This is a genomic window from Hydrogenophaga sp., assembly GCF_022844385.1.
Lineage (GTDB): Bacteria > Pseudomonadota > Gammaproteobacteria > Burkholderiales > Burkholderiaceae_C > Hydrogenophaga.
The window spans coordinates 55,137-74,151 of record NZ_JALHLX010000005.1; the positions used below are offsets into that span (position 1 = coordinate 55,137).

The 19,015-nt window shown below is 63.9% G+C and carries 18 protein-coding genes and 1 pseudogene; 7 read left to right on the forward strand and 12 right to left on the reverse strand.

Annotated elements, in window-relative coordinates:
- Nucleotides 1-8 precede the first annotated feature (8 nt).
- The 4 genes from trxA (at nt 9) to Q0C59_RS02235 (ending at nt 4,002) form a co-directional block, all read left to right on the forward strand.
- On the forward strand, nt 9-341 hold the full coding sequence (gene trxA, locus Q0C59_RS02220) for a thioredoxin TrxA (protein ID WP_159606264.1): 333 nt from the start codon (nt 9-11) through the stop codon (nt 339-341).
- A 184-nt stretch (nt 342-525) separates the two neighbouring features.
- Entirely contained in the window at nt 526-1,788 is a 1,263-nt protein-coding gene (gene rho / locus Q0C59_RS02225; RefSeq protein ID WP_291211077.1) for a transcription termination factor Rho, read from the forward strand.
- A gap of 91 nt (nt 1,789-1,879) precedes the next feature.
- Nucleotides 1,880-2,146 (forward strand): type B 50S ribosomal protein L31, encoded by a 267-nt coding sequence (locus Q0C59_RS02230; RefSeq protein ID WP_291211079.1) that lies wholly within the window; start codon nt 1,880-1,882, stop codon nt 2,144-2,146.
- 128 nt (nt 2,147-2,274) lie between these two features.
- A complete protein-coding gene (locus Q0C59_RS02235; RefSeq protein ID WP_291211082.1) occupies nt 2,275-4,002 on the forward strand; it encodes a hypothetical protein in 1,728 nt (575 codons plus the stop codon).
- 7 nt (nt 4,003-4,009) lie between these two features.
- Here Q0C59_RS02235 and phoR read toward each other — a convergent pair whose 3' ends face one another.
- From phoR to pstS, 7 genes are all read right to left on the reverse strand, one after another.
- On the reverse strand, nt 4,010-5,329 hold the full coding sequence (gene phoR / locus Q0C59_RS02240; RefSeq protein WP_291211085.1) for a phosphate regulon sensor histidine kinase PhoR: 1,320 nt from the start codon (nt 5,327-5,329) through the stop codon (nt 4,010-4,012).
- Nucleotides 5,326-6,057 carry a phosphate regulon transcriptional regulator PhoB gene (gene phoB, locus Q0C59_RS02245; protein ID WP_291211088.1) on the reverse strand — a complete coding sequence of 244 codons (732 nt, stop codon included), beginning with the start codon at nt 6,055-6,057 and terminating at the stop codon, nt 5,326-5,328. The genes phoR and phoB overlap by 4 nt, the downstream gene beginning before the upstream one ends.
- Complete coding sequence (phoU, locus tag Q0C59_RS02250; RefSeq protein WP_291211091.1) at nt 6,054-6,755, reverse strand: phosphate signaling complex protein PhoU; 702 nt, start codon at nt 6,753-6,755, stop codon at nt 6,054-6,056. The genes phoB and phoU overlap by 4 nt, the downstream gene beginning before the upstream one ends.
- A gap of 22 nt (nt 6,756-6,777) precedes the next feature.
- Nucleotides 6,778-7,599 (reverse strand): phosphate ABC transporter ATP-binding protein PstB, encoded by an 822-nt coding sequence (pstB, locus tag Q0C59_RS02255; RefSeq protein ID WP_291211093.1) that lies wholly within the window; start codon nt 7,597-7,599, stop codon nt 6,778-6,780.
- A gap of 46 nt (nt 7,600-7,645) precedes the next feature.
- Nucleotides 7,646-8,500, reverse strand: coding sequence for a phosphate ABC transporter permease PstA (gene pstA / locus Q0C59_RS02260; RefSeq protein ID WP_291211096.1), 855 nt, complete (start codon nt 8,498-8,500; stop codon nt 7,646-7,648).
- A gap of 24 nt (nt 8,501-8,524) precedes the next feature.
- Complete coding sequence (gene pstC / locus Q0C59_RS02265) at nt 8,525-9,517, reverse strand: phosphate ABC transporter permease subunit PstC (RefSeq protein ID WP_370654227.1); 993 nt, start codon at nt 9,515-9,517, stop codon at nt 8,525-8,527.
- A 131-nt stretch (nt 9,518-9,648) separates the two neighbouring features.
- A complete protein-coding gene (pstS, locus tag Q0C59_RS02270; protein WP_291211099.1) occupies nt 9,649-10,683 on the reverse strand; it encodes a phosphate ABC transporter substrate-binding protein PstS in 1,035 nt (344 codons plus the stop codon).
- A gap of 221 nt (nt 10,684-10,904) precedes the next feature.
- On the opposite strand from pstS, the gene ppx reads away from it, so the two are divergent.
- The gene (gene ppx, locus Q0C59_RS02275; RefSeq protein WP_291211103.1) at nt 10,905-12,389 is read left to right on the forward strand and encodes an exopolyphosphatase; all 1,485 of its coding nucleotides are present in this window, start codon (nt 10,905-10,907) and stop codon (nt 12,387-12,389) included.
- A gap of 106 nt (nt 12,390-12,495) precedes the next feature.
- The gene (locus tag Q0C59_RS19600; RefSeq protein WP_366518798.1) at nt 12,496-12,945 is read left to right on the forward strand and encodes a hypothetical protein; all 450 of its coding nucleotides are present in this window, start codon (nt 12,496-12,498) and stop codon (nt 12,943-12,945) included.
- Between the two features lie 31 nt (nt 12,946-12,976).
- Here Q0C59_RS19600 and Q0C59_RS02285 read toward each other — a convergent pair whose 3' ends face one another.
- From Q0C59_RS02285 to Q0C59_RS02305, 5 genes are all read right to left on the reverse strand, one after another.
- Complete coding sequence (locus Q0C59_RS02285) at nt 12,977-13,459, reverse strand: histidine phosphatase family protein (protein ID WP_291211106.1); 483 nt, start codon at nt 13,457-13,459, stop codon at nt 12,977-12,979.
- A 26-nt stretch (nt 13,460-13,485) separates the two neighbouring features.
- Complete coding sequence (ppk1, locus tag Q0C59_RS02290; RefSeq protein WP_291211109.1) at nt 13,486-15,564, reverse strand: polyphosphate kinase 1; 2,079 nt, start codon at nt 15,562-15,564, stop codon at nt 13,486-13,488.
- Nucleotides 15,565-15,645: 81 nt separating this feature from the next.
- Nucleotides 15,646-16,758 carry a glycosyltransferase family 1 protein gene (locus tag Q0C59_RS02295; protein ID WP_291211112.1) on the reverse strand — a complete coding sequence of 371 codons (1,113 nt, stop codon included), beginning with the start codon at nt 16,756-16,758 and terminating at the stop codon, nt 15,646-15,648.
- Nucleotides 16,691-17,662, reverse strand: coding sequence for a UDP-2,3-diacylglucosamine diphosphatase (locus Q0C59_RS02300; RefSeq protein WP_291211115.1), 972 nt, complete (start codon nt 17,660-17,662; stop codon nt 16,691-16,693). The genes Q0C59_RS02295 and Q0C59_RS02300 overlap by 68 nt, the downstream gene beginning before the upstream one ends.
- A 1-nt stretch (nt 17,663) precedes the next feature.
- The gene (locus Q0C59_RS02305; protein ID WP_291211117.1) at nt 17,664-18,476 is read right to left on the reverse strand and encodes a GNAT family N-acetyltransferase; all 813 of its coding nucleotides are present in this window, start codon (nt 18,474-18,476) and stop codon (nt 17,664-17,666) included.
- A 128-nt stretch (nt 18,477-18,604) separates the two neighbouring features.
- Between Q0C59_RS02305 and Q0C59_RS02310 the strand changes: the two are divergent.
- Nucleotides 18,605-19,015: pseudogene (locus Q0C59_RS02310) on the forward strand (hypothetical protein); the annotation flags it as partial.

Genomic DNA, 19,015 nt, shown 5'->3' on the forward strand with positions numbered 1-19,015 from the left:
GATGAATCATGGCGAGCGACCTGATCAAACATGTTTCCGATGCAAGCTTCCAGGCCGATGTGCTGGAAGCGCAGGCGCCCGTCCTGGTCGACTTCTGGGCCGAATGGTGCGGCCCGTGCAAGATGATTGCCCCCATTCTTGATGAGGTGGCCGGCTCTTATGACGGCAAGCTCAAGATCGCCAAGCTCAATGTGGACGACAACCGCGATGTGCCCGCCAAGTTCGGCATCCGCGGCATTCCCACGCTGATGTTGTTCAAGGACGGTCAGCTGGCCGCCACCAAGGTCGGCGCCATGAGCAAGGCCCAGCTCACCGCGTTCATCGACCAGCAACTCGCCTGATCCAGATCAAGAAGTGCCTGGGTGCAATGCCCGGGCACCTTTTCAGCGGCATTCTTTTCCTGTCATAATTTCCCGCAGGCGGATCCGAGACAGACCCCGCCTCTCATCTGCGCACCGTCCGACATCCGGACGCCAGCGCCCCCTCCCCCGGTTCCCGACTCAACTCCCTCCCGGAGTGAATTCCATGCACCTCAACGAACTCAAGGCACTGCATGTGTCTGAAGTCCTCAAGCAGGCTGAAGCGCTTGAGATCGAAAACACCGGCCGCATGCGCAAGCAGGAGCTGATGTTCGCCATCATCAAGAAGCGCGCCAAGGGCGGTGAGCTGGTGTACGCCGACGGCGTGCTGGAAGTGCTGCCCGACGGCTTCGGTTTCCTGCGCGCGCCGGACACCAGCTACACCGCCAGCACCGACGACATCTACATCTCGCCCAGCCAGATCCGCCGCTTCAACCTGCACACCGGCGACATGATCGAGGGCGAAGTCCGCATTCCCAAGGACGGCGAGCGCTACTTCGCGCTCAACAAGCTCGACAAGATCAACGGCCTGCCCCCCGAGGACAACAAGCACAAGATCATGTTCGAAAACCTGACGCCGCTGTTCCCCAAGGAACAGATGCGCCTGGAACGCGACATCAAGAGCGAAGAGAACATCACCGGCCGCGTCATCGACATCATTGCGCCCATCGGTCGCGGCCAGCGCGCGCTGATCGTGGCGCCGCCCAAGAGCGGCAAGACAGTGATGATGCAGCACATTTGCCACGCCATCGCGGCCAACCACCCCGAGGTGGAGCTCATGGTGCTGCTGGTGGACGAGCGCCCGGAAGAAGTGACCGAGATGCAGCGCACCGTGCGCGGCGAAGTCATCGCCTCCACCTTTGACGAGCCCGCTGCGCGCCACGTGCACGTGGCCGAGATGGTGATCGAGCGCGCCAAGCGCCTGGTCGAACTCGGCAAGGACGTGGTGATCATGCTGGACTCCATCACCCGCCTGGCCCGCGCCTACAACAACGTGTTGCCCTCCAGCGGCAAGGTGCTCACCGGTGGTGTGGACGCGAACGCCCTGCAACGCCCCAAGCGCTTCTTCGGTGCGGCGCGCAAGATCGAGGAAGGTGGCTCGCTCACCATCATCGCCACCGCGCTGGTCGACACCGGTTCCCGCATGGACGAGGTGATCTTTGAAGAATTCAAGGGTACCGGCAACTGCGAAATCCACCTGGACCGCCGCCTGTACGAAAAACGCGTGTTCCCGTCGATCCAGCTCAACCGCAGCGGCACCCGCCGCGAAGAGCTGCTTCTGCAGCCCGAGATCCTGCAAAAGACCCGTATCCTGCGCCAGTTCATGTACAACATGGACGAAATCGAAGCCATGGAAATGGTGCTCAAGAGCATGAAGTCGACGAAGAACAACTCGGAGTTCTTCGACATGATGCGGCGTGGGGGCTGACCCGGGCTATAATCTGCGGCTTTGCTGATTGCGACAAGTACAGGGAAATGGTTTCCCTGCGGCTGCCGCACCTGAACCTCAAGGACACGTCATGAAAGACGGCATTCACCCCAACTACCGCGAAGTCTGCTTCCAGGACCTCTCCAACGGCTTCAAATTCGTGACCCGCTCGTGCGCGAACACGAAAGAGATGATCAAGATGGAAGACGGACGCGAGCTGCCGCTGTACAAGCTGGACACCTCCAGCGAGTCGCACCCTTTCTACACCGGCACGCAGAAAAGCGTGGACAACATGGGTGGTCGTGTGGAACGTTTCCGCAACCGCTACGGCAAGACGACGACGCCCGCTGCAACGTAAGCAGACGGCCGGCTTGCACTCCAACGGGTGCAAGGTCCTGCACAAAAAGAGCAGCTGGTCTCCCGGCTGCTTTTTTTTCGCCTTCTGCTTTCTCACCCCGGCTTCATGCCCCTTGTATATTCCTTGAAGTGAACCAGCCCACCCCCGCCATCGTGACCCAGTCGGCTGTTCGCCGCCTGCCACGGATCGCTCTCTTCCTGTTCTGCGTCGCGTATGTGCTGCCAGGCTTCCTGGGCCGCGAGCCCTGGAAAAACGCCGATGTCTCCGCCTTTGGTGTGATGCTGGAAATGGCCTGGGGTCACGGTGGCTGGTGGAGCCCGCAGGTGCTGGGCGTGGCGGTCGAAGAAGCCGGCCCGCTGCCCTACTGGCTCGGGGCGGTTTTCATCAAGCTGCTGCCATTCTTCTCGCCCGAGTTCGCGGTGCGCATTCCCTTTGCGCTGCTGCTGGCCCTCACCCTGGTGTGCACCTGGTACACGGTTTACCACCTTGCACGCCAACCAGCGGCGCAACCCGTGGCGTTTGCCTTTGGTGGCGAGGCCAAACCCACCGACTACGCGCGTGCCCTGGCCGATGCGGGCCTGCTCGCGCTCATGGCCTGTCTGGGCCTTGCCCAGCTTTCGCACGAAACCACGCCCGATCTGGCGAGGCTCGCGCTGGTCTCGTTGCTGCTCCTGACGGCTTCTCGCATGGCCCACACGGGACAACGGCAACACCTGCGCAGCGTCGGCTTGTGGGCGCTTGCCCTGCTCGCGCTGGTCTTCAGCGGTGCGCCCTGGATCGCGGCCATGCTGGGTGGCGGCCTGCTGGTGGTCCTGTGGCACTCACGACGGCACGCCAGCGCGCCCGACACCGCCTGGCTCTCCGAGGAAGCGCCTTCGAAGCGTGACCCCTTGATCTGGGCGGCCGTGCTGCTGGTGCTGATCCTGGGGCTGTCGGCACTGGCGGGGCAGGTGCCGGTGCCGGCCCTGCAAACCGCGCTGGCCCAGGTGCAGTGGCAGAGCTGGGGCAAGCTGCTGGTCTGGTTCACCTGGCCGGCGTGGCCGCTGGTGCTCTGGACGCTGTGGCGCTGGCGCCATCAACTGCTGCGGCCCCACGTCGCCTTGCCCTTGTGGGCGGCCCTGGTGAGCGTGGTGGACAGTGCGCTCTCACCCGAACGCGACCGTGCCCTGCTGCTGGCCCTGCCCGCGCTCGCGGCACTCGCCGCCTTTGCACTGCCCACCTTGCGGCGCAGCGTGTCTGCCCTCGTGGACTGGTTCACCCTGCTCTTTTTCTCGGGCTGCGCGCTGGTCATCTGGGTGATCTGGTTCGCCATGCAGACCGGCGTGCCCGCCAAGCCGGCAGCCAATGTGGCCAAGCTCGCGCCGGGCTTCGTGCCCGAGTTCTCGCTGTGGTTGTTCCTGGCGGGAGCGGTGGCCACCGGTGCATGGCTGTGGCTCGTCGCGTGGCGGGTGGGCAAACACCGCCAGGCACTGTGGAAGAGCCTGGTGTTGCCCGCCGCAGGCAGCACCTTGTGCTGGTTGTTGCTCATGACGCTGTGGCTGCCCCTGCTGGACTTCGGTCGCAGCTACGGCCCGGTGTCTCGGCGCATCGCCACCCTGGTGCCGGCGCAAGGCTGCGTGGTGGTAGATGGCTTGAGCCAGGCGCAGATTGCGGCGTTGCAGTACCACGGTGCACTGACACTGGTGCGCAGCGGTGGCAACGCAGGGTCCGATTGCCAAAGCATGGTGGTGGCCCCCGCGAGCCAGGCCTCGCTGCACCAACGCGTTGAACTCACCCACTGGGCGTTCAAGTCCACGGTCAGCCGCCTGACCGACAGCAAGGAAAGCCTGCTGGTCTACCAGCGCGTGGGCAACTGAAATCGCCTCAGCCAGTCACGCGCTCGCGCACCCGGTTGGGCGGCAGGGCGATGGCAAAGCGCGATCCTTCGCCGATCGTGCTCTCGGCATCGATGTGGCCGCCATGGCGCTGCGCCACGTGTTTCACGATTGCCAGCCCCAAGCCGGTGCCGCCAGTCTCCCGTGAGCGGCTGCGGTCCACACGGTAGAAGCGCTCGGTCAGACGCGGCAGGTGCTCTGCAGCAATGCCGGGGCCGGTGTCCTTCACAAAAAACTCCGCCCAACCATCGCTGCGCAAACGCCAGCCGGTCTGGATGAGTCCACCACCCGGCGTGTAGCGCACGGCGTTGCTGAGCAGGTTGGACATTGCGCTGAGCAGTTCGGTCTTGGCGCCCGACACCCAGATGGCGGGTCCCGGCACCGGTTCGATGCGGTGCTGCGTCGTCGAGATCGCCTCGGTCAGACCCCGGGCTTCCTGCACCACGTGCGTGAGCAGCTCGTCGCCATCGATCCACTCACCCGGGCCGGGCGCGGGGCTGCCTTCCAGCCGCGAGAGGGTGAGCAAATCACTCACCAGCGTCTGCATGCGGTGCGCCTGTTGGCTCATGAGGCCGAGGTAACGCGTGCGGTCGGCCTCTTCCAGCGGGATGCTCTGCATGGTTTCCACAAAGCCGCTGAGAACGGTGAGCGGCGTGCGGATCTCGTGCGACACATTGGCCACGAAATCACGGCGCATGGTCTCGGCCAGCTGCACCGCAGTCACGTCGCGCGTGAGCATGAGCTTGCGCTTCTTGCCGTAAGGGTGGATCTGCAGCGAGATTTTGGATGGCTGGGATGGGCGCGGGCCCACCCCGTCGATCTGGATCTCGTGATTGAACTCACCGCCCGCCAGATACGCGGTGAACGCCGGGTTGCGCACCATGTTGCGCACGTACTGACCCAGGTCGCGCTGCGGGTCGAAGCCCAGGTGGTTGGCCGCCGTGAGGTTGGACCATTCGATGCGACCGGCTGAATCTAGCAGTACCACGCCGTTGGGTGAGGCCTGAATGGCGGCCAGAAAGTCCTCCAGCCGGGCGTCGCTGTTCTGCGCCTTCTTCTCCAGCTTCTTGATCAGCTTGCGGGCCCGGTCCAGCATCTCGCCCCAGGCGCCCGAGAGTCGGGGCTGGCGGGTGACGTCTGCCTTGTTGAGCCAGCGCAGGAAACTGCGAGCGCGCAGCCCGTCAATGATGGACCAGATGAACGCGCCAACCAGCGCGCCCGCAAATGTCCATCCCGGCGAATCCTGCGTCCAGCCCAGCACTGCTCCCAGTGCCACGAGCAGAAGCAGCTCGATCGCACGCCGGGTCATGTGGTGGAAATGGGGGTGTCTTGCGCCGGTCGCCCGGTGTTGTTCATTGAAGTGAGCCGGTAGCCGGCACCACGCACCGTTTCGATCATGCCCGAGGCCTCACCCAGTGATTCCCTCAATCGTTTGACATGCACATCCACGGTTCGCTCCTCGATGAAAACATGGTCTCCCCAGACCTTGTCGAGCAGCGTACCACGGGTGTGCACCCGCTCTGCGTGCTTCATGAGGTAGTGCAGCAGCTTGAATTCGGTCGGCCCGACCTTGAGTTCGGTGCCGCGAAACGTGATGCGGTAGGTAGCCGCATCCAGCGACAGTTCACCCACCTGCACCGAGTCGTTGACGATCTCGGGCGCGCGCCGGCGCAACACAGCGCGGATGCGAGCCAGCAGCTCCTGGGTGGAAAACGGTTTGGTGATGTAGTCGTCCGCGCCAGCGTCGAGTCCCTGCACCTTGTCGTTCTCGTCGCTGCGCGCGGTGAGCATGAGGATGGGGATGGTCTTGGTGCGCTCGTTCTTGCGCCAGGCGCGGGCCAGCGAGGCGCCGCTTTCACCGGGCAACATCCAGTCGAGCAGGATCACGTCGGGCAGCACGGCATCCACCTCGCGCTGGGCGGCCGCACCGTCGAACACGACGGTGGGCGCAAAGCCGTTGTGCCGCAAGTTGACGGCGATCAACTCGGCGATGGACGGCTCATCCTCCACCACCAGAACGCGTGGAAGCTTTCTCATCCGACGACCGACTCCACCTGAGACATGGGCGTGTGGCGAACGTCTTCACCCTTGACGATGAAGATGATCTGCTCCGCGATGTTCTTGGCGTGATCACCCACACGTTCGATCGATTTGGCGAGAAACAGCAGATCAAGGCTGGGCGAGATCGTGCGGGGGTCTTCCATCATGTAGGTGATGAGTTTGCGCAGGAAACCGTTGTACTCGTCATCGATCTGGTGATCCTCCTTGATGATCGTCACCGCCATGGTGGTGTCCAGCCGGGCGAACGAGTCGAGGGTCTTGCGCAGCATGTTGGCCGCCAGGTCGGCCGCCAGGCGCAACTCTGAGGTGGGCAGATTCCGGGGCGTTCCAGCCTCGATGATGGACTTGACCATACGGGCGATGCGAGCGACTTCGTCACCTGCACGCTCCAGGTTTTGCGTGGTGCGCGAGATCGCCATGAGAAAACGCAAGTCGCGTGCGGTGGGCTGGCGTCTGCCGATCGTGGAAATGATCTCCTGGTCGATGCTCAGCTCCATCTGGTTGATGCGCCGCTCGGTTTCAATCACTTGCTCGGCGGTCTCGGCGCTCATGTGCACAAGGGCATAGATGGCCTGATGAAGCTGGGATTCAACCAGTCCACCCATTTCCAGCACATGGCTGGAGATGGAGTTGAGCTCGGCGTCGAACTGGCTGGAGAGGTGTTTGTCGCTCATGTCTGGGTTCCCTGTTGCCGGTTCAGCCGAAGCGACCGGTGATGTAGTCCTCGGTCGCCGTCTGGGTCGGCTTGAAAAAGATCTGTTCGGTGGCACCGAATTCAACCAGCTCGCCCAGGTACATGTAGGCGGTGAAGTCGCTGCAACGCGCGGCCTGCTGCATGTTGTGCGTGACGATGGCGATGGTGTAGTCGCTTTTGAGCTCGTGTACCAGTTCTTCGACCTTGCCGGTGGAAATGGGATCCAGTGCCGAGGTCGGTTCGTCGAGCAGCAACACCGAAGGCTTCACGGCCACGCTGCGTGCAATGCACAGACGCTGCTGTTGGCCGCCCGAGAGTGACAGGCCGTTCTGGTTGAGCTTGTCCTTGACCTCTTTCCACAGGGCGGCCTTGCTCAGCGCCCATTCCACTCGGTCGTCCATCTCACTCTTGGAGAGGTTTTCGTACAGACGGACCCCGAAAGCGATGTTGTCGTAGATCGACATCGGAAACGGCGTGGGCTTCTGGAACACCATGCCGATGCGCGCGCGCAGCAGGTTGAGGTCCTGCTTGGGGTCGAGGATGTTCTGGCCGTAGAAGTTGATCTGCCCCTCCGCGCGCTGCCCCGGGTACAGGCTGTACATGCGGTTCAGCGTGCGCAGCAGGGTGGACTTGCCGCAGCCCGACGGCCCGATGAAGGCGGTGACCCGCTTTTCCTGGATGTCCAGCGTCACATCCTTCAGGCCCTGGAACTTGCCGTAGTAAAAATTGAGGTCGCGCACCTCGATGGCGTTGCGCACCTCGCCCACCTGCTCGGTCTTGGTGGCGAAGTTGGAGGGTTTGATCGCGAAAGCGGATTCAGACATTTCTTTTTCCTTGACGGTATTCGTGGGAGCTCAGGGCTGCGGCGGCTCAGACTTTGACTTTTTCGCGGAAGAACACACGGGCCAGGATGTTGAGCACCAGCACGGTCATGGTGATGATCAGCGCGCCACTCCAGGCCAGGCGGATCCAGTTGTCGTAAGGGCTGAGCGCGAACTGGAAGATGACGACCGGCAGGTTGGCCATGGGGCCGCCCATGTCGGTGCTGAAGAACTGGTTGTTGAGCGCGGTGAACAGCAGCGGCGCCGTTTCACCGGCGATGCGTGCGATCGCGAGCAGCAGACCGGTGATGACCCCGCTTTTCGCTGCGCGCAGCGTCACCATGGTGGCCACTTTCCAGCGTGGCGCACCCAGGGCAAATGCCGCCTCGCGCAGGCTGCCCGGCACAAGGCGCAACATGTTCTCGGTGGTCCGCACGACCACCGGCACGGCGATCAGAGACAGCGCCAAGCTGCCCGCGTACCCGGAAAAGTTGCCCACGGTGGCCACCGCAATGGCGTACACGAACAGGCCCAGCACGATGGACGGTGCCGACAGCATGATGTCGGTGACGAATCGCGTGACTTCAGCGGTCTTGCTGGTGTCGCCATATTCGGCCAGGTACACGCCCGCCAGAATGCCGATGGGCGTGGACACCAACACCGCCAAACCCACGATCATCAAGCTGCCCAGCAAGGCGTTGCGAAGTCCGCCGCCCTCGGTGCCCGGTGCGGGCGTATCGGCGGTGAAGATGTTGCTGTCCAGGCCCGCAATGCCGTTGGAGAACAGCACCCACAGGATCCAGAGCAGCACCGTCAGGCCCAGTGCCATGGCGGACATTGAAAGCGTCAGACCGAACCAGTTCGCGCGGCGGCGGCTGGCGTACAGGGATTGATTCATTTCCATGATCGTTCTCGTTGTCTTTTTGGCTCAATTGCCCTTGGCCCGCTCGGCCCGGATGATCATCCACTTGGCCAGTGCCAGCACCACGAAGGTGATGCAGAACAGCAGGAAGCCCAAGGCGAACAAGGTGTTGAAATGCAGGCCCTCGGCCTCACCGAACTCGTTGGCCAGCACCGACGCGATGGACGTGCCTGGAGAAAACAGTGAAGTCGGCATGCGGTTGGCGTTGCCGATCACGAAGGTGACCGCCATGGTTTCGCCCAGCGCCCGGCCCAGACCCAGCATGATCCCGCCGACGACACCTTTCTGCGTGTAGGGCAGCACCACCTTGCCAACCACCTCCCAGGTGGTGCAGCCCAGCCCGTAAGCCGACTCACGAAGGATGGGAGGCGTGATCTCGAACACGTCGCGCATCACCGCAGCGATGAAGGGCAGCACCATGAAAGCCAGGATGATGCCAGCGGCCATGATGCCCAGGCCGTTGGTGGCACCACCAAACAACCAGCCCACCAGCGGCAAACCACCCAGCACCTGCTGCAAGGGCACCTGCATGTAGTCGGCAAAGATGGGCGCAAAGACAAACAGGCCGAACATGCCATAAATGATGGACGGAACGGCGGCCAACAGTTCAATGGCCGTGCCCAGTGGGCGACGCAGCCAGACCGGGCAGGTTTCGGTGAGGAACACCGCGATGCCGAAGGCCAGCGGAACCGCGATCACCATGGCAATGCTTGCGCTGAGCAGCGTGCCGACAATGGAAATGGCCGCGCCGTACTCTTCGTTGACGATGTCCCACTCAATGGTGGTGACAAAAGCCAGGCCGAACCTCGAGAAGGTGGGCCAGGCGTTGTAGAAAAGCGAGACGATGATGCCCACCAGGGCAATCAACACCAGCAAAGAAAAGGTTTGCGTGAGGCGGTGGAAGACAAGGTCCTGGACATGGGCACGTCTGGCAATGACGCGCATGGAAGCGTCGTCGCGCTGATCGGAACCGCCGCTGCTGAAAGTGGAACTGGACATGGTGCTGTCTGCGCTTGTTGTTGTGGTGTTCATGGAATCCCCTCCGGACTCATGTGACAGACATTGAACTGCAAAAACCCACCGGCCGGCGAGTGCCCGCCGATGGATTTGCTCAGGCATTCAGCCGGGGATCACTTGTTGTTGATCTGCGACCAGACGCGGGTCGCGATTTGCTGGGTCACTGCCGGGGGCATGGCCACATAGTCCAGTTCGCTGGCTGCTTTACCGCCGTTCTTGAAAGCCCAGTCGAAGAACTTGATGACTTCAGCCGACTCGGCCTTGTTGGTGGGTTCCTTGTACATCACGATGAACGAAGCCGTGCTGATGGGCCAGCTCAGTGCACCTTTGGCGTTGACCATGGACACACCCATGCCGGGCACGCTGAACCAGTCCACGCCGGCTGCCGCAGCTTCGAACGACTTGTCATCCGGACGCACAAACTTGCCATCGGCGTTTTGCATCGACATGTACGGGATGTTGTTTTTCTTGGCGTAGGCGTACTCAACGTAGCCGATGGCGCCCTTGGTGCGGCTCACGTTGGCGGCCACACCTTCGTTGCCGCGACCGCCAATTGAGGTAGGAGCTGGCCACTTGACGGCAGCGCCTTTGCCAACGGTGTCAGCCCAGTCTTTGCTCACAACGCTCAAATAGTCGGTGAAGTTGAAGGTCGTGCCCGAGCCGTCGGCACGGTGCACCACGGTCACAGCTTGGCTGGGGAAGGTCTTGCCGGGATTCAGGGCCGCAATCTTGGGGTCGTTCCAGTTGGTGATCTTGCCCAGGAACATTTCGGCCAGCACCTGGCCAGTGATACGCACCTCGCCTTGGGCAAAGCCGTCCAGGTTGAACACAGGAATGGTGCCGCCAATGATGGCGGGGAACTGCACCATGCCGTCTTTGTCGAGCTCAGCACCACTGATGGGTGCGTCTGTAGCACCAAAGGCAACAGTCTTGGCGCGGATCTGACGCATGCCGCCGGACGAGCCGATCGACTGGTAGTTCATGCCGGTGCCGGTCTGGGCCTTGTACATCTCAGCCCACTTGGCGTAGATGGGGAAGGGGAACGTGGCGCCAGCGCCAGTGATGTCGGCAGCAATGGCGGAACCCATGCCGGCGGTGGCCATGGCGGCGGCAGCGATGGCCTGGAGGAAGATGCGTTTGTTGATCATTGAAAGACTCCTTGCGGTTGGGAAGAGGAACAGGAGCGACTCTAGGCAGGCAATGTGACAAGCTCGTGACAACGCGCGCTTGTCACAGACCCGGGGACGGTGGATCAGCCATTGGCACGCTGCCGAACAGATAACGCCCCGGGCATGCGTCACAATCCGGAGCTCCTCCAGCCTTCTTCTCTCCCCGAGTAGCCGTTCCGGCTCGCCGAACTCCCTTTCGCATGCAAAACGGTACCCTCCTCGCCGCCATCGACCTCGGCTCCAACAGTTTCCGTCTGGAGATCGGCCGCTATCACTCGGGGCACATCGAGCGCATCGAATACCTCAAGGAAACCGTGCGCCAGGGCAACGGACTGGACGAGGAAAAGAACCTCAGCCAGGCCGCGATGGAGAGGGGCTGGGAATGCCTGGCCCGCTTTGCCGAGCGGCTGCACGGTTTCAAGCGTCAGCAGGTGCGCGCCGTGGCCACCCAGACCCTGCGCGAGGCCAGGAACCGCGACGATTTCGTGCGCCAAGCCCAGGCCGTGCTCGGCTTTCCGATCGACGTGGTCTCCGGCTATGAAGAAGCGCGCCTGATTTACCAGGGGGTTTCGCGCCTGCTGCCCCATTCCGACGAGAAACGCCTGGTGGTCGACATCGGCGGGCGCTCCACCGAGATGATCCTGGGTCAGGGCTATTCGGCCCGCACCATGGAGTCTTACCACCTGGGCAGCGTGGCCTGGTCAACCCGTTACTTCCCGCGTGGGCAATTCAGCGCTGCCGCTTTCAAAACGGCCGAGGTGGCTGCCAAGGCAGTGATCGAGGATGCACTGGACCGTTTCCCGCCGGCCGACTGGACGGTGGCCTACGGATCGTCAGGCACCGTGAGCGCGGTGGCCGACATGCTCGCAGCCAACGGATGGGCCTCAGGGGTGGTCACCCGCTCGGGTCTGGACTGGCTGCTCGACCGCATGATCAAGTCGGGCAGCGCCGAGCAGATGCGCCTGGAAGGCCTCAAGGACGACCGCCGCCCGGTGATCGGCGGCGGTGTGAGCGTTTTGCGCGCCATCTTCGACCTGTTCGGCATCGAGCAGATGCTGCCGGCCCAGGGTGCGCTGCGTCATGGCGCGCTCTACGACCTGATCGACCGCGACACCGACGGCGGCGACGTGCGCGAGCGCACGGTGAACTGGCTGGCGCACCGCTTCTCTGCCGACGAAGGCCATGGCAAGCGGGTCAGCACAGTGAGCACCGCCCTCTTCTCCCAGATTGCCGCGGTGGATGCGCAAAACGAGCGTTATTCGCAAAAGCTGGCCTGGGCCGCCCGGCTGCACGAGATCGGCACCCACATTTCGCACGAACGTTCTCACCACCACGGCGCCTACATCCTCGACAACGTGGACGCACGCGGCTTTTCCCTGCCCGAGTTGCACCGCATGAGCCAGCTGGTGCTGGGCCAGCGCGGCAAGCTGCGCAAGCTCGAAGAAGCGCTGCAGGACGAGCTGTTCGCCAAACAGCTCATGGCCCTGCGCCTGGCCGTGCTGCTGTGTCACGCGCGGCAGATGCCCGAACACGAGTCGGTCGCTCTCAGCTACAAGCCGCGCGCCTTCAAACTGGCCACCAATCCGGGCTGGGCCAAGCGCTACCCGCAGTCGGCGTGGCTGCTGGGTGAAGAGGTGGTGGCCTGGCAGAAATCGGCCTGGAAGTTCACCGCGGACATCCGCTGATCGCCGGCGTACGCAGTCACATATTTGTCACGCTACTGTCACAACCGTATAAACGGTTTATACGGTTTATACTGCGCTCCTTTTTACTTTTCACCGGAGTGCATCCATGGCCAGTCAGAGCAACAAGAAGCCCAAGCTCGTGCGCGACAGCTTCACCATTCCCAAGGCGGAATTCGCCGCCATTGAAACGCTGAAGACCCGCGCCATCGCGATGGGCACCAGCGTGAAGAAAAGCGAGCTGCTGCGCGCCGGCCTCATGGCTTTGCAAGGTCTGAACGACGCCGCATTCAAGGCTGCGCTGTCCGCCGTGCCCACGCTCAAGACCGGTCGCCCCACCAGCACCGAGAAGAAGCCCGAAGCCGCGAAAAAACCCGTGGCGAAAACCGTCGCCAAGCCTGCGGTGAAAGCCGCGGCCAAGGTGGCCGCGAAGACCCCCGCCAAGCCGGTGGCCAAACCCGCAGCCAAAACCGCCACCCAGGCGGTCGCCAAAAAAGTGGCTGCCAAGCCCGCCGTCAAAAAGGCCGCCGCGCCTGCCCAAAAGGCCGCCACCGCCTGATGCCGGCCCGGGGTACGGCCCCGGGTTTCGTTCAGATCAACTCGGGGGTTTGCACCGTCACCACGACGGTCTGGTTGCCGCTGGCGCGCTCGCGGTGCCGCAACCACCACACAGCACCCTTCTTCACCGAACAATCGTCCTCGGCCAGGTTGAGCAGCCGTGCAATCACCCGCCCCAGCGTGGGCTGGTGCCCCACAACGACCACCGGCGACTTGCCGTGCGGCCATTGAACCAGTTCCAGCAAGGCCAGCGGATCGCCTTCGGGCAACAGCTCTTCACGCAGCTTGAACTTGCGCCCCAGCGCCAGCGCAGTCTGTTCACAACGCGAAGCCGGGCTGCTGAAGACGCGCGCGCCCTCGGGCAACTGCCGGTCCAGCCAGGCGGCCATGCGCGTGGCCTGCTTTTCTCCGCGCGGCGTGAGTCGTCTCGCCAGATCCCTGGCGTCGCCGGGCACCCCGGTCAGCAGATCGGGATGTTCATGGGCTTCGGCGTGCCGCCAGAGAATCAGGTCCATGCTGCGGCTCTCCATGGTGCTCACGCTCATCCCTTGCTGCCGTAGCGCGCCATCAGGCTGGCCTGAGCCGAATGCATCACGGCGCGTGTTCGACCGCTGCCGGTGATGCTGGCGGGCACGTAGCGCCCGTCGGGCTGCAGCAGCCATGCGTCCTTGGTGTCGTGCAGATAAGCCGACAGGCACTCGTCAATGACGCGGTGGCGCAATGCGTTGTCGGTCACCGGCCAGGCCAGCTCGATGCGGCGCAACATGTTGCGGTTCATCCAGTCGGCGCTCGACAGCCACAGCTCCTCCGCCTCACCGGTGCGGAAATAGAACACCCGCGAATGCTCCAGCAAGCGACCGATCACCGAGCGCACGCGCACGTTGTCGGTGAAGCCGGGCACCTGCGCCGGCAGGATGCAGGCGCCGCGGATGATGAGGTCGATCTTCACGCCCTGTTGCGAGGCCACCGCCAGCGCGCGCGCCAGCTGCTCGTCGGTGAGCGCGTTCATCTTGACGATCACACGCGCGTCCTGGCCGGCTTTGGCGGCCACGCCCGCCGCTTCCAGCTTGTCGAGCATGGCCTTGTGCAGGTGAAACGGTGCGATCAGCGCCTTGTTGAGCTTGGGCAGGCGGTTCTGGCTGGCCAGGTGCAGGAAGATCTGTTCCAGGTCGGCGGTGAGCGCGTCGTCGGCCGTGAGGTAACTGATGTCGGTGTACAGCCTGGCCGTGCCGGGGTTGTAGTTGCCGGTGGACAGGTGCGCGTAGCGCTTGAGCCCAGTGGCTTCGCGGCGGGTGATGAGCAGCATCTTGGCGTGGGTCTTGAGCCCCACGACCCCGTAGACCACCTGCGCCCCCACCGACTCCAGCCGCTCGGCGTAGTTGATGTTGGCCTCTTCGTCAAAGCGCGCCTTGAGCTCCACCACGGCGGTGACTTCCTTGCCACGGCGCACGGCCTCGCGCAGCAGGTTCATCAGCTCCGACTTGGCGCCCGTGCGGTAGATGGTCATCTTGATGGCCAGCACGTCCGGGTCTTCCACCGCTTCGCGCAGGAAGGCGAGCACAGCGTCAAAACTCTCGTACGGCTGGTGGATCAGCACATCGCCCTGCTGCAACCGCTCAAAGTACGACTGCCCGGGTGTGAGCTGCGCAGGCCAGCCGCCGTTGTAGGCCTCGAAGCGCAGCGCGGGCGCCTCCACCTTGTCGATCAGCTGGTTCAGCCGCACCAGGTTCACCGGCCCGGGCACGCGGTACAGCGCCTGGTTCGGCAGGGCGAACTGCTCCAGCAGGAAATTGGACAGGAACTCCGAACAGCCCGCCGACACCTCCAGCCGCAGGGCCTGGCCGTAGTGGCGCTGTTGCAGGCCTTTGCGCAGTGCAGTGCGAAGGTTCTTCACCTCTTCCTCGTCCACCGCCAGGTCGGAGTGGCGCGTGACGCGGAACTGCGAAAACTCGGTGACCTGGCGACCCGGGAACAGGTCACCCAGGTGCGAACGGATCAGGCTGGAAATGGAAACAAAGTGGGTCTGTTTGGAACCCTTGATCGGCGGCATGCGGAAGAAGCGCGGCAGGATGCGCGGGACCTTCACGATGGCGATTTCGTTCTCGCGTCCGAAAGCGTCCTTGCCGGCCAGCCGCACGATGAAGTTGAGCGACTTGTTGGCCACCTGCGGGAATGGGTGTGCCGGGTCCAGCCCCACCGGCATCAGCAGAGGCTGGACTTCATTGATGAAAAACTCCTTGACCCAGCGCCGCTGGCGCGGATTGCGCTCGCCGTGCGAAATCAGCTTGATGCCCTTTTTCTCCAGCAGCGGCAGCAACTCGTCGTTGTAGATGGCGTACTGCTGGGCCACCAGCCGATGGACTTCTTCCGACAGCTTCTCGAAGGTCTGCGCGGTGTACTGGCCGCGTTGTTCGTTGGCCTGGGCGGCGGTGAGGTGGGGTGCGACGCGGACCTCGAAGAACTCGTCGAGATTGCTGGAGACGATGCTGAGGTAGCGCAGGCGCTCCAGCAGCGGCACGTCGGGGCGGCGTGCCCAGTCCATGACGCGTTCGTTGAAAGCCAGGATGCTGTGATCGCGATCGAGGAAAGGAAACTTGCTGTTGGAGTTGTTGCCGCTCATGTCTGGTCTTGTTGTCGACGGGGGCGTCCGTCCTGTGGTCTGGGGCAGTATGCCCAGCCGCTTCCACGAACTTTGTGACGATTATTCAACGAGCGGATGACGTTTGTGTGACAGTTTCACGAGGGCGTCTCCGTCATGACCCAGCACGGACAAGCCCGGACGCTGGCGCTGCCTCGGGTGCCGCGGCAGCACCACGAGGTGCGAGAGGAACAAGGCGCTCGCCCGGCCCCAACCAAAGTGCAGCGCGCGGTCACGCGCCTCATGGCGTTTGACCTTGAGCGCCTCGACCCAGGCCTCGCGAAGGTCTTCACGCATGGCGCCCGCGTGACTCTGCCCCAACACCTGCATGGGCCCGTCCACCGGGTAGGCGGCAACCGGCACGCCACTGGCCATGGCCTCCAGCATGGTGCGGCCAAAGGTCTCACCGCGGGCCGGGAACACAAACACATCGGCGCAGGCGTACACCTGCGCCAGCTCGTGCCGGGGCAGCACACCCAGCCAGTGCACATTGGGGTAGCGCGCCCGCAGGCTCGAAGCGAGCGGCCCGACGCCGCACACCACCTTGCTGCCGGGCACGTCCAGTGCCAGAAAAGCCTCGATGTTTTTCTCGCGCGCGATGCGCCCGACATACAGGCTCACCGGGTGCGCCAGTGGACCCAGCGGCGCGCAGGGCTGGCTGCTGTCGGACAGCGCGAACAGACGCGTGTCCACGCCGTGCGTCCACAGCAGCAAGCGGCGAAACCCTCGCGCCTCCAGCATGTTGAGCACGCCCTGGCTGGGCGCCATCACGCCGTTGGAGGGCTTGTGAAACCAGCGCAGCAGCGCGTAGCCCCAGTTCACCGGCAGGCCAAACGTGTCCTTGAGGATTTCAGGAAACTTGGTGTGAAACGCGGTGGTGAAGGGCCAGCGGCGCCGCAGGCAGTGGCGCCGCGCCGCCCAGCCGAGCGGGCCCTCGGTGGCAATGTGAATGGCGTGCGCCTGGGCGCTGTCCATGAGCTCGCGCAGCCGCGAGCCGGGAAACCACGCAATGTGGATGTTGGGAAACCCGGGGCACGGCCGGGTGCGGAACTGTCCGGGCTGGATGACCACGACCTCGTGGCCGCTGATCTGGAGCTGACGAACCAGTTCAGCCAGTGTGGTGGCGACCGAATTCACCTGCGGTTGCCAGGCGTCCGTCACGATCAGGATCTTCATGCTTGTCTCCCTGGGCACCAACGGGTACCGCGGTCTGTGGACTCCAGTGCACGAGCTCCAGGCGGCCGTCCATGTGCTCGACCAGGGCCGACAGGCTTTCGACCCAGTCGCCGTCGTTGCAGTAGAGCGTGCCGTCGATGGTGCGCATTTCAGGCCGGTGGATGTGTCCGCAGACCACGCCCTGGTAACCCCGCTGGCGTGCCTCGGCGGCCACCGCGCGCTCAAAGTCGGTCACGTAGTTGAGCGCGCTCTTGACCTTGTGCTTGAGGTATTGCGAGAGCGACCAGTAAGGCAGGCCCATGCGCGCTCGCAGCGAGTTGAGGTGGCGGTTGAGCTTGAGGGTGAACTCGTAGGCGTTGTCGCCCAGGTAGGCCAGCCACTTGGCGCACTGGATCACGCCGTCGAAGTAGTCGCCGTGCACCACCCACAGGCGGCGACCATCGGCGGTGGTGTGCACGGCTTCGTTGGCCACCTCGATGCCGCCGAAGTTGTGGCCGTCGAACTGGCGCGCGAACTCGTCGTGGTTGCCCGGCACAAAGACCACACGGCAGCCCTTGCGGGAGCGACGCAGCAGCTTCTGGATCACGTCGTTGTGAGCCTGCGGCCAGTACCATTTGCGACGCAACTGCCAGCCATCAATGATGTCTCCCACCAGGTAGAGGGTTTGGCTGGGGTGGTGCTTGAGGAATTCGAGCAGCGGTCGGGCCTGGCATCCCGCGGTGCCCAGGTGCAGGTCGGAAATGAAAACGGCCCGAAAGCGGGCCCGTTCACCACCCTCACCCGTGCCATCGTCGTCGCTGGCGCCCTCAGCGTCCACGTCGGCCAGGGCACCGCGGAACTGGCTTTGCCAGGCCGCCAGTGCCGCCCCTTGGGGGGTCGCGCGAAGCGCGGCGGGGGGTGCCATGTCAGGCCCCCAGAAAATGCTTGCGGTAACGGGCCGGCAGATCGCTGATGCGCATCAGCATGGGCAGGTCGGCCGAGTTGAAGTCCGGGTCCCAGGCCGGTGGCCCCATCACCTTGGCGCCCAGGCGCAAATACCCTTTGATCAGCGCGGGCGGCTGCACCTCCAGCGTGTCGTCCAGCCCCTCCACCGGCAGCGGCAGGCGCGGGCGCACGTGGAAGTCGATCGGGGCAAGGTGCTGGTCCTTGACCTGGCGCCAGATGCTGGCCGCTGCGTGGCCTCCGCCCACCATGCCGTGGGGCCCCTCGTGCTGCATGGGGATGCTCGCGCAGCCGATCATGGTGTCGAGCTGGTTGTGCACCATGAACCCGGCCAGGGCACCCCACAGCGCCATGATCACGCCGCCATGACGGTGGTCGCGGTGCACGCAGCTGCGGCCCAGCTCCACCATGCGTTCGCGAACACCACGCAAGCGGGTGAGGTCAAATTCGGTGTCGCTGTAGGTGCTGCCCACGCGTTTGGCTTGGGCGGGCGTGAGCACGCGGTAGGTGCCGATCACCTGGCGGCTGGCCTTGTCGCGCACCAGCAGGTGTTCGCAGAAGTCGTCGAACAGGTCCACGTCGTGGCCCGGCACGGCCTTGGGCAGGCGGGCACCCATCTCGGTGGCAAACACGTCGAACCGGAGCTTTTGCGCCTCGCGCACTTCGCTTTGGTGCCGGGCCCACGACACCTCGATGCCGTGCGAGGCCGGCAGGCTGGGCGCCGGCACGAAAACGGGTTGGGACGTTATGGCGTGGGGGACATGGACAGTGTTCATGAACATGCAGTGTGAAAACCGGCCATGACCCGCCCAAGGCAATCGCGTGAAGTTTTGATGACACACGCACTCCTCGCCATCAATTTTATATTTCAACTATTATTGAATCGTACTGAGATCCCCCACCCATGAACCTTGCAGACACCCTCAACCTCGGCTGCGCCTGCCAGACGCTGTCCATGCCGCTGCTGCGTCAGCAGCTCGAGACCGGCCCGGCGCTTGACGGGCTGGCCGCGCGACTGACCTTGAGTCACCCGCACCTGTTCTCTGCCACGGCGGTGTTCATGGACAGCGGCGTGGCCGTGCGCATCCAGCAGGCCGTGACCACCATCGAGCGCGTGATCGCGCTGCCTGCCTGGCGGGAACAGGCATTGGCGCGTGCACCGGCCACCGCAGCGCTGGACAACGGTCCGTCCGGCGTGTTCATGGGCTACGACTTTCACCTCACCGATGCGGGTCCCCGGCTGATCGAGATCAACAGCAATGCGGGGGGTGCCCTGCTCAACGCGGCGTTGGCCCGCGCGCACAGCGCCTGCTGC

Bases quoted from the DNA above. Each gene is read 5' to 3' on its own strand.
- trxA (WP_159606264.1), top strand. From the start codon at position 9: ATGGCGAGCGACCTGATCAAACATGTTTCCGATGCAAGCTTCCAGGCC.
- rho (WP_291211077.1), top strand. From the start codon at position 526: ATGCACCTCAACGAACTCAAGGCACTGCATGTGTCTGAAGTCCTCAAG.
- Q0C59_RS02230 (WP_291211079.1), top strand. From the start codon at position 1,880: ATGAAAGACGGCATTCACCCCAACTACCGCGAAGTCTGCTTCCAGGAC.
- phoR (WP_291211085.1), bottom strand. From the start codon at position 5,329: ATGACCCGGCGTGCGATCGAGCTGCTTCTGCTCGTGGCACTGGGAGCA.
- phoB (WP_291211088.1), bottom strand. From the start codon at position 6,057: ATGAGAAAGCTTCCACGCGTTCTGGTGGTGGAGGATGAGCCGTCCATC.
- phoU (WP_291211091.1), bottom strand. From the start codon at position 6,755: ATGAGCGACAAACACCTCTCCAGCCAGTTCGACGCCGAGCTCAACTCC.
- pstB (WP_291211093.1), bottom strand. From the start codon at position 7,599: ATGTCTGAATCCGCTTTCGCGATCAAACCCTCCAACTTCGCCACCAAG.
- pstA (WP_291211096.1), bottom strand. From the start codon at position 8,500: ATGGAAATGAATCAATCCCTGTACGCCAGCCGCCGCCGCGCGAACTGG.
- pstC (WP_370654227.1), bottom strand. From the start codon at position 9,517: ATGTCCAGTTCCACTTTCAGCAGCGGCGGTTCCGATCAGCGCGACGAC.
- pstS (WP_291211099.1), bottom strand. From the start codon at position 10,683: ATGATCAACAAACGCATCTTCCTCCAGGCCATCGCTGCCGCCGCCATG.
- ppx (WP_291211103.1), top strand. From the start codon at position 10,905: ATGCAAAACGGTACCCTCCTCGCCGCCATCGACCTCGGCTCCAACAGT.
- Q0C59_RS19600 (WP_366518798.1), top strand. From the start codon at position 12,496: ATGGCCAGTCAGAGCAACAAGAAGCCCAAGCTCGTGCGCGACAGCTTC.
- Q0C59_RS02285 (WP_291211106.1), bottom strand. From the start codon at position 13,459: ATGGACCTGATTCTCTGGCGGCACGCCGAAGCCCATGAACATCCCGAT.
- ppk1 (WP_291211109.1), bottom strand. From the start codon at position 15,564: ATGAGCGGCAACAACTCCAACAGCAAGTTTCCTTTCCTCGATCGCGAT.
- Q0C59_RS02295 (WP_291211112.1), bottom strand. From the start codon at position 16,758: ATGAAGATCCTGATCGTGACGGACGCCTGGCAACCGCAGGTGAATTCG.
- Q0C59_RS02300 (WP_291211115.1), bottom strand. From the start codon at position 17,662: ATGGCACCCCCCGCCGCGCTTCGCGCGACCCCCCAAGGGGCGGCACTG.
- Q0C59_RS02305 (WP_291211117.1), bottom strand. From the start codon at position 18,476: ATGAACACTGTCCATGTCCCCCACGCCATAACGTCCCAACCCGTTTTC.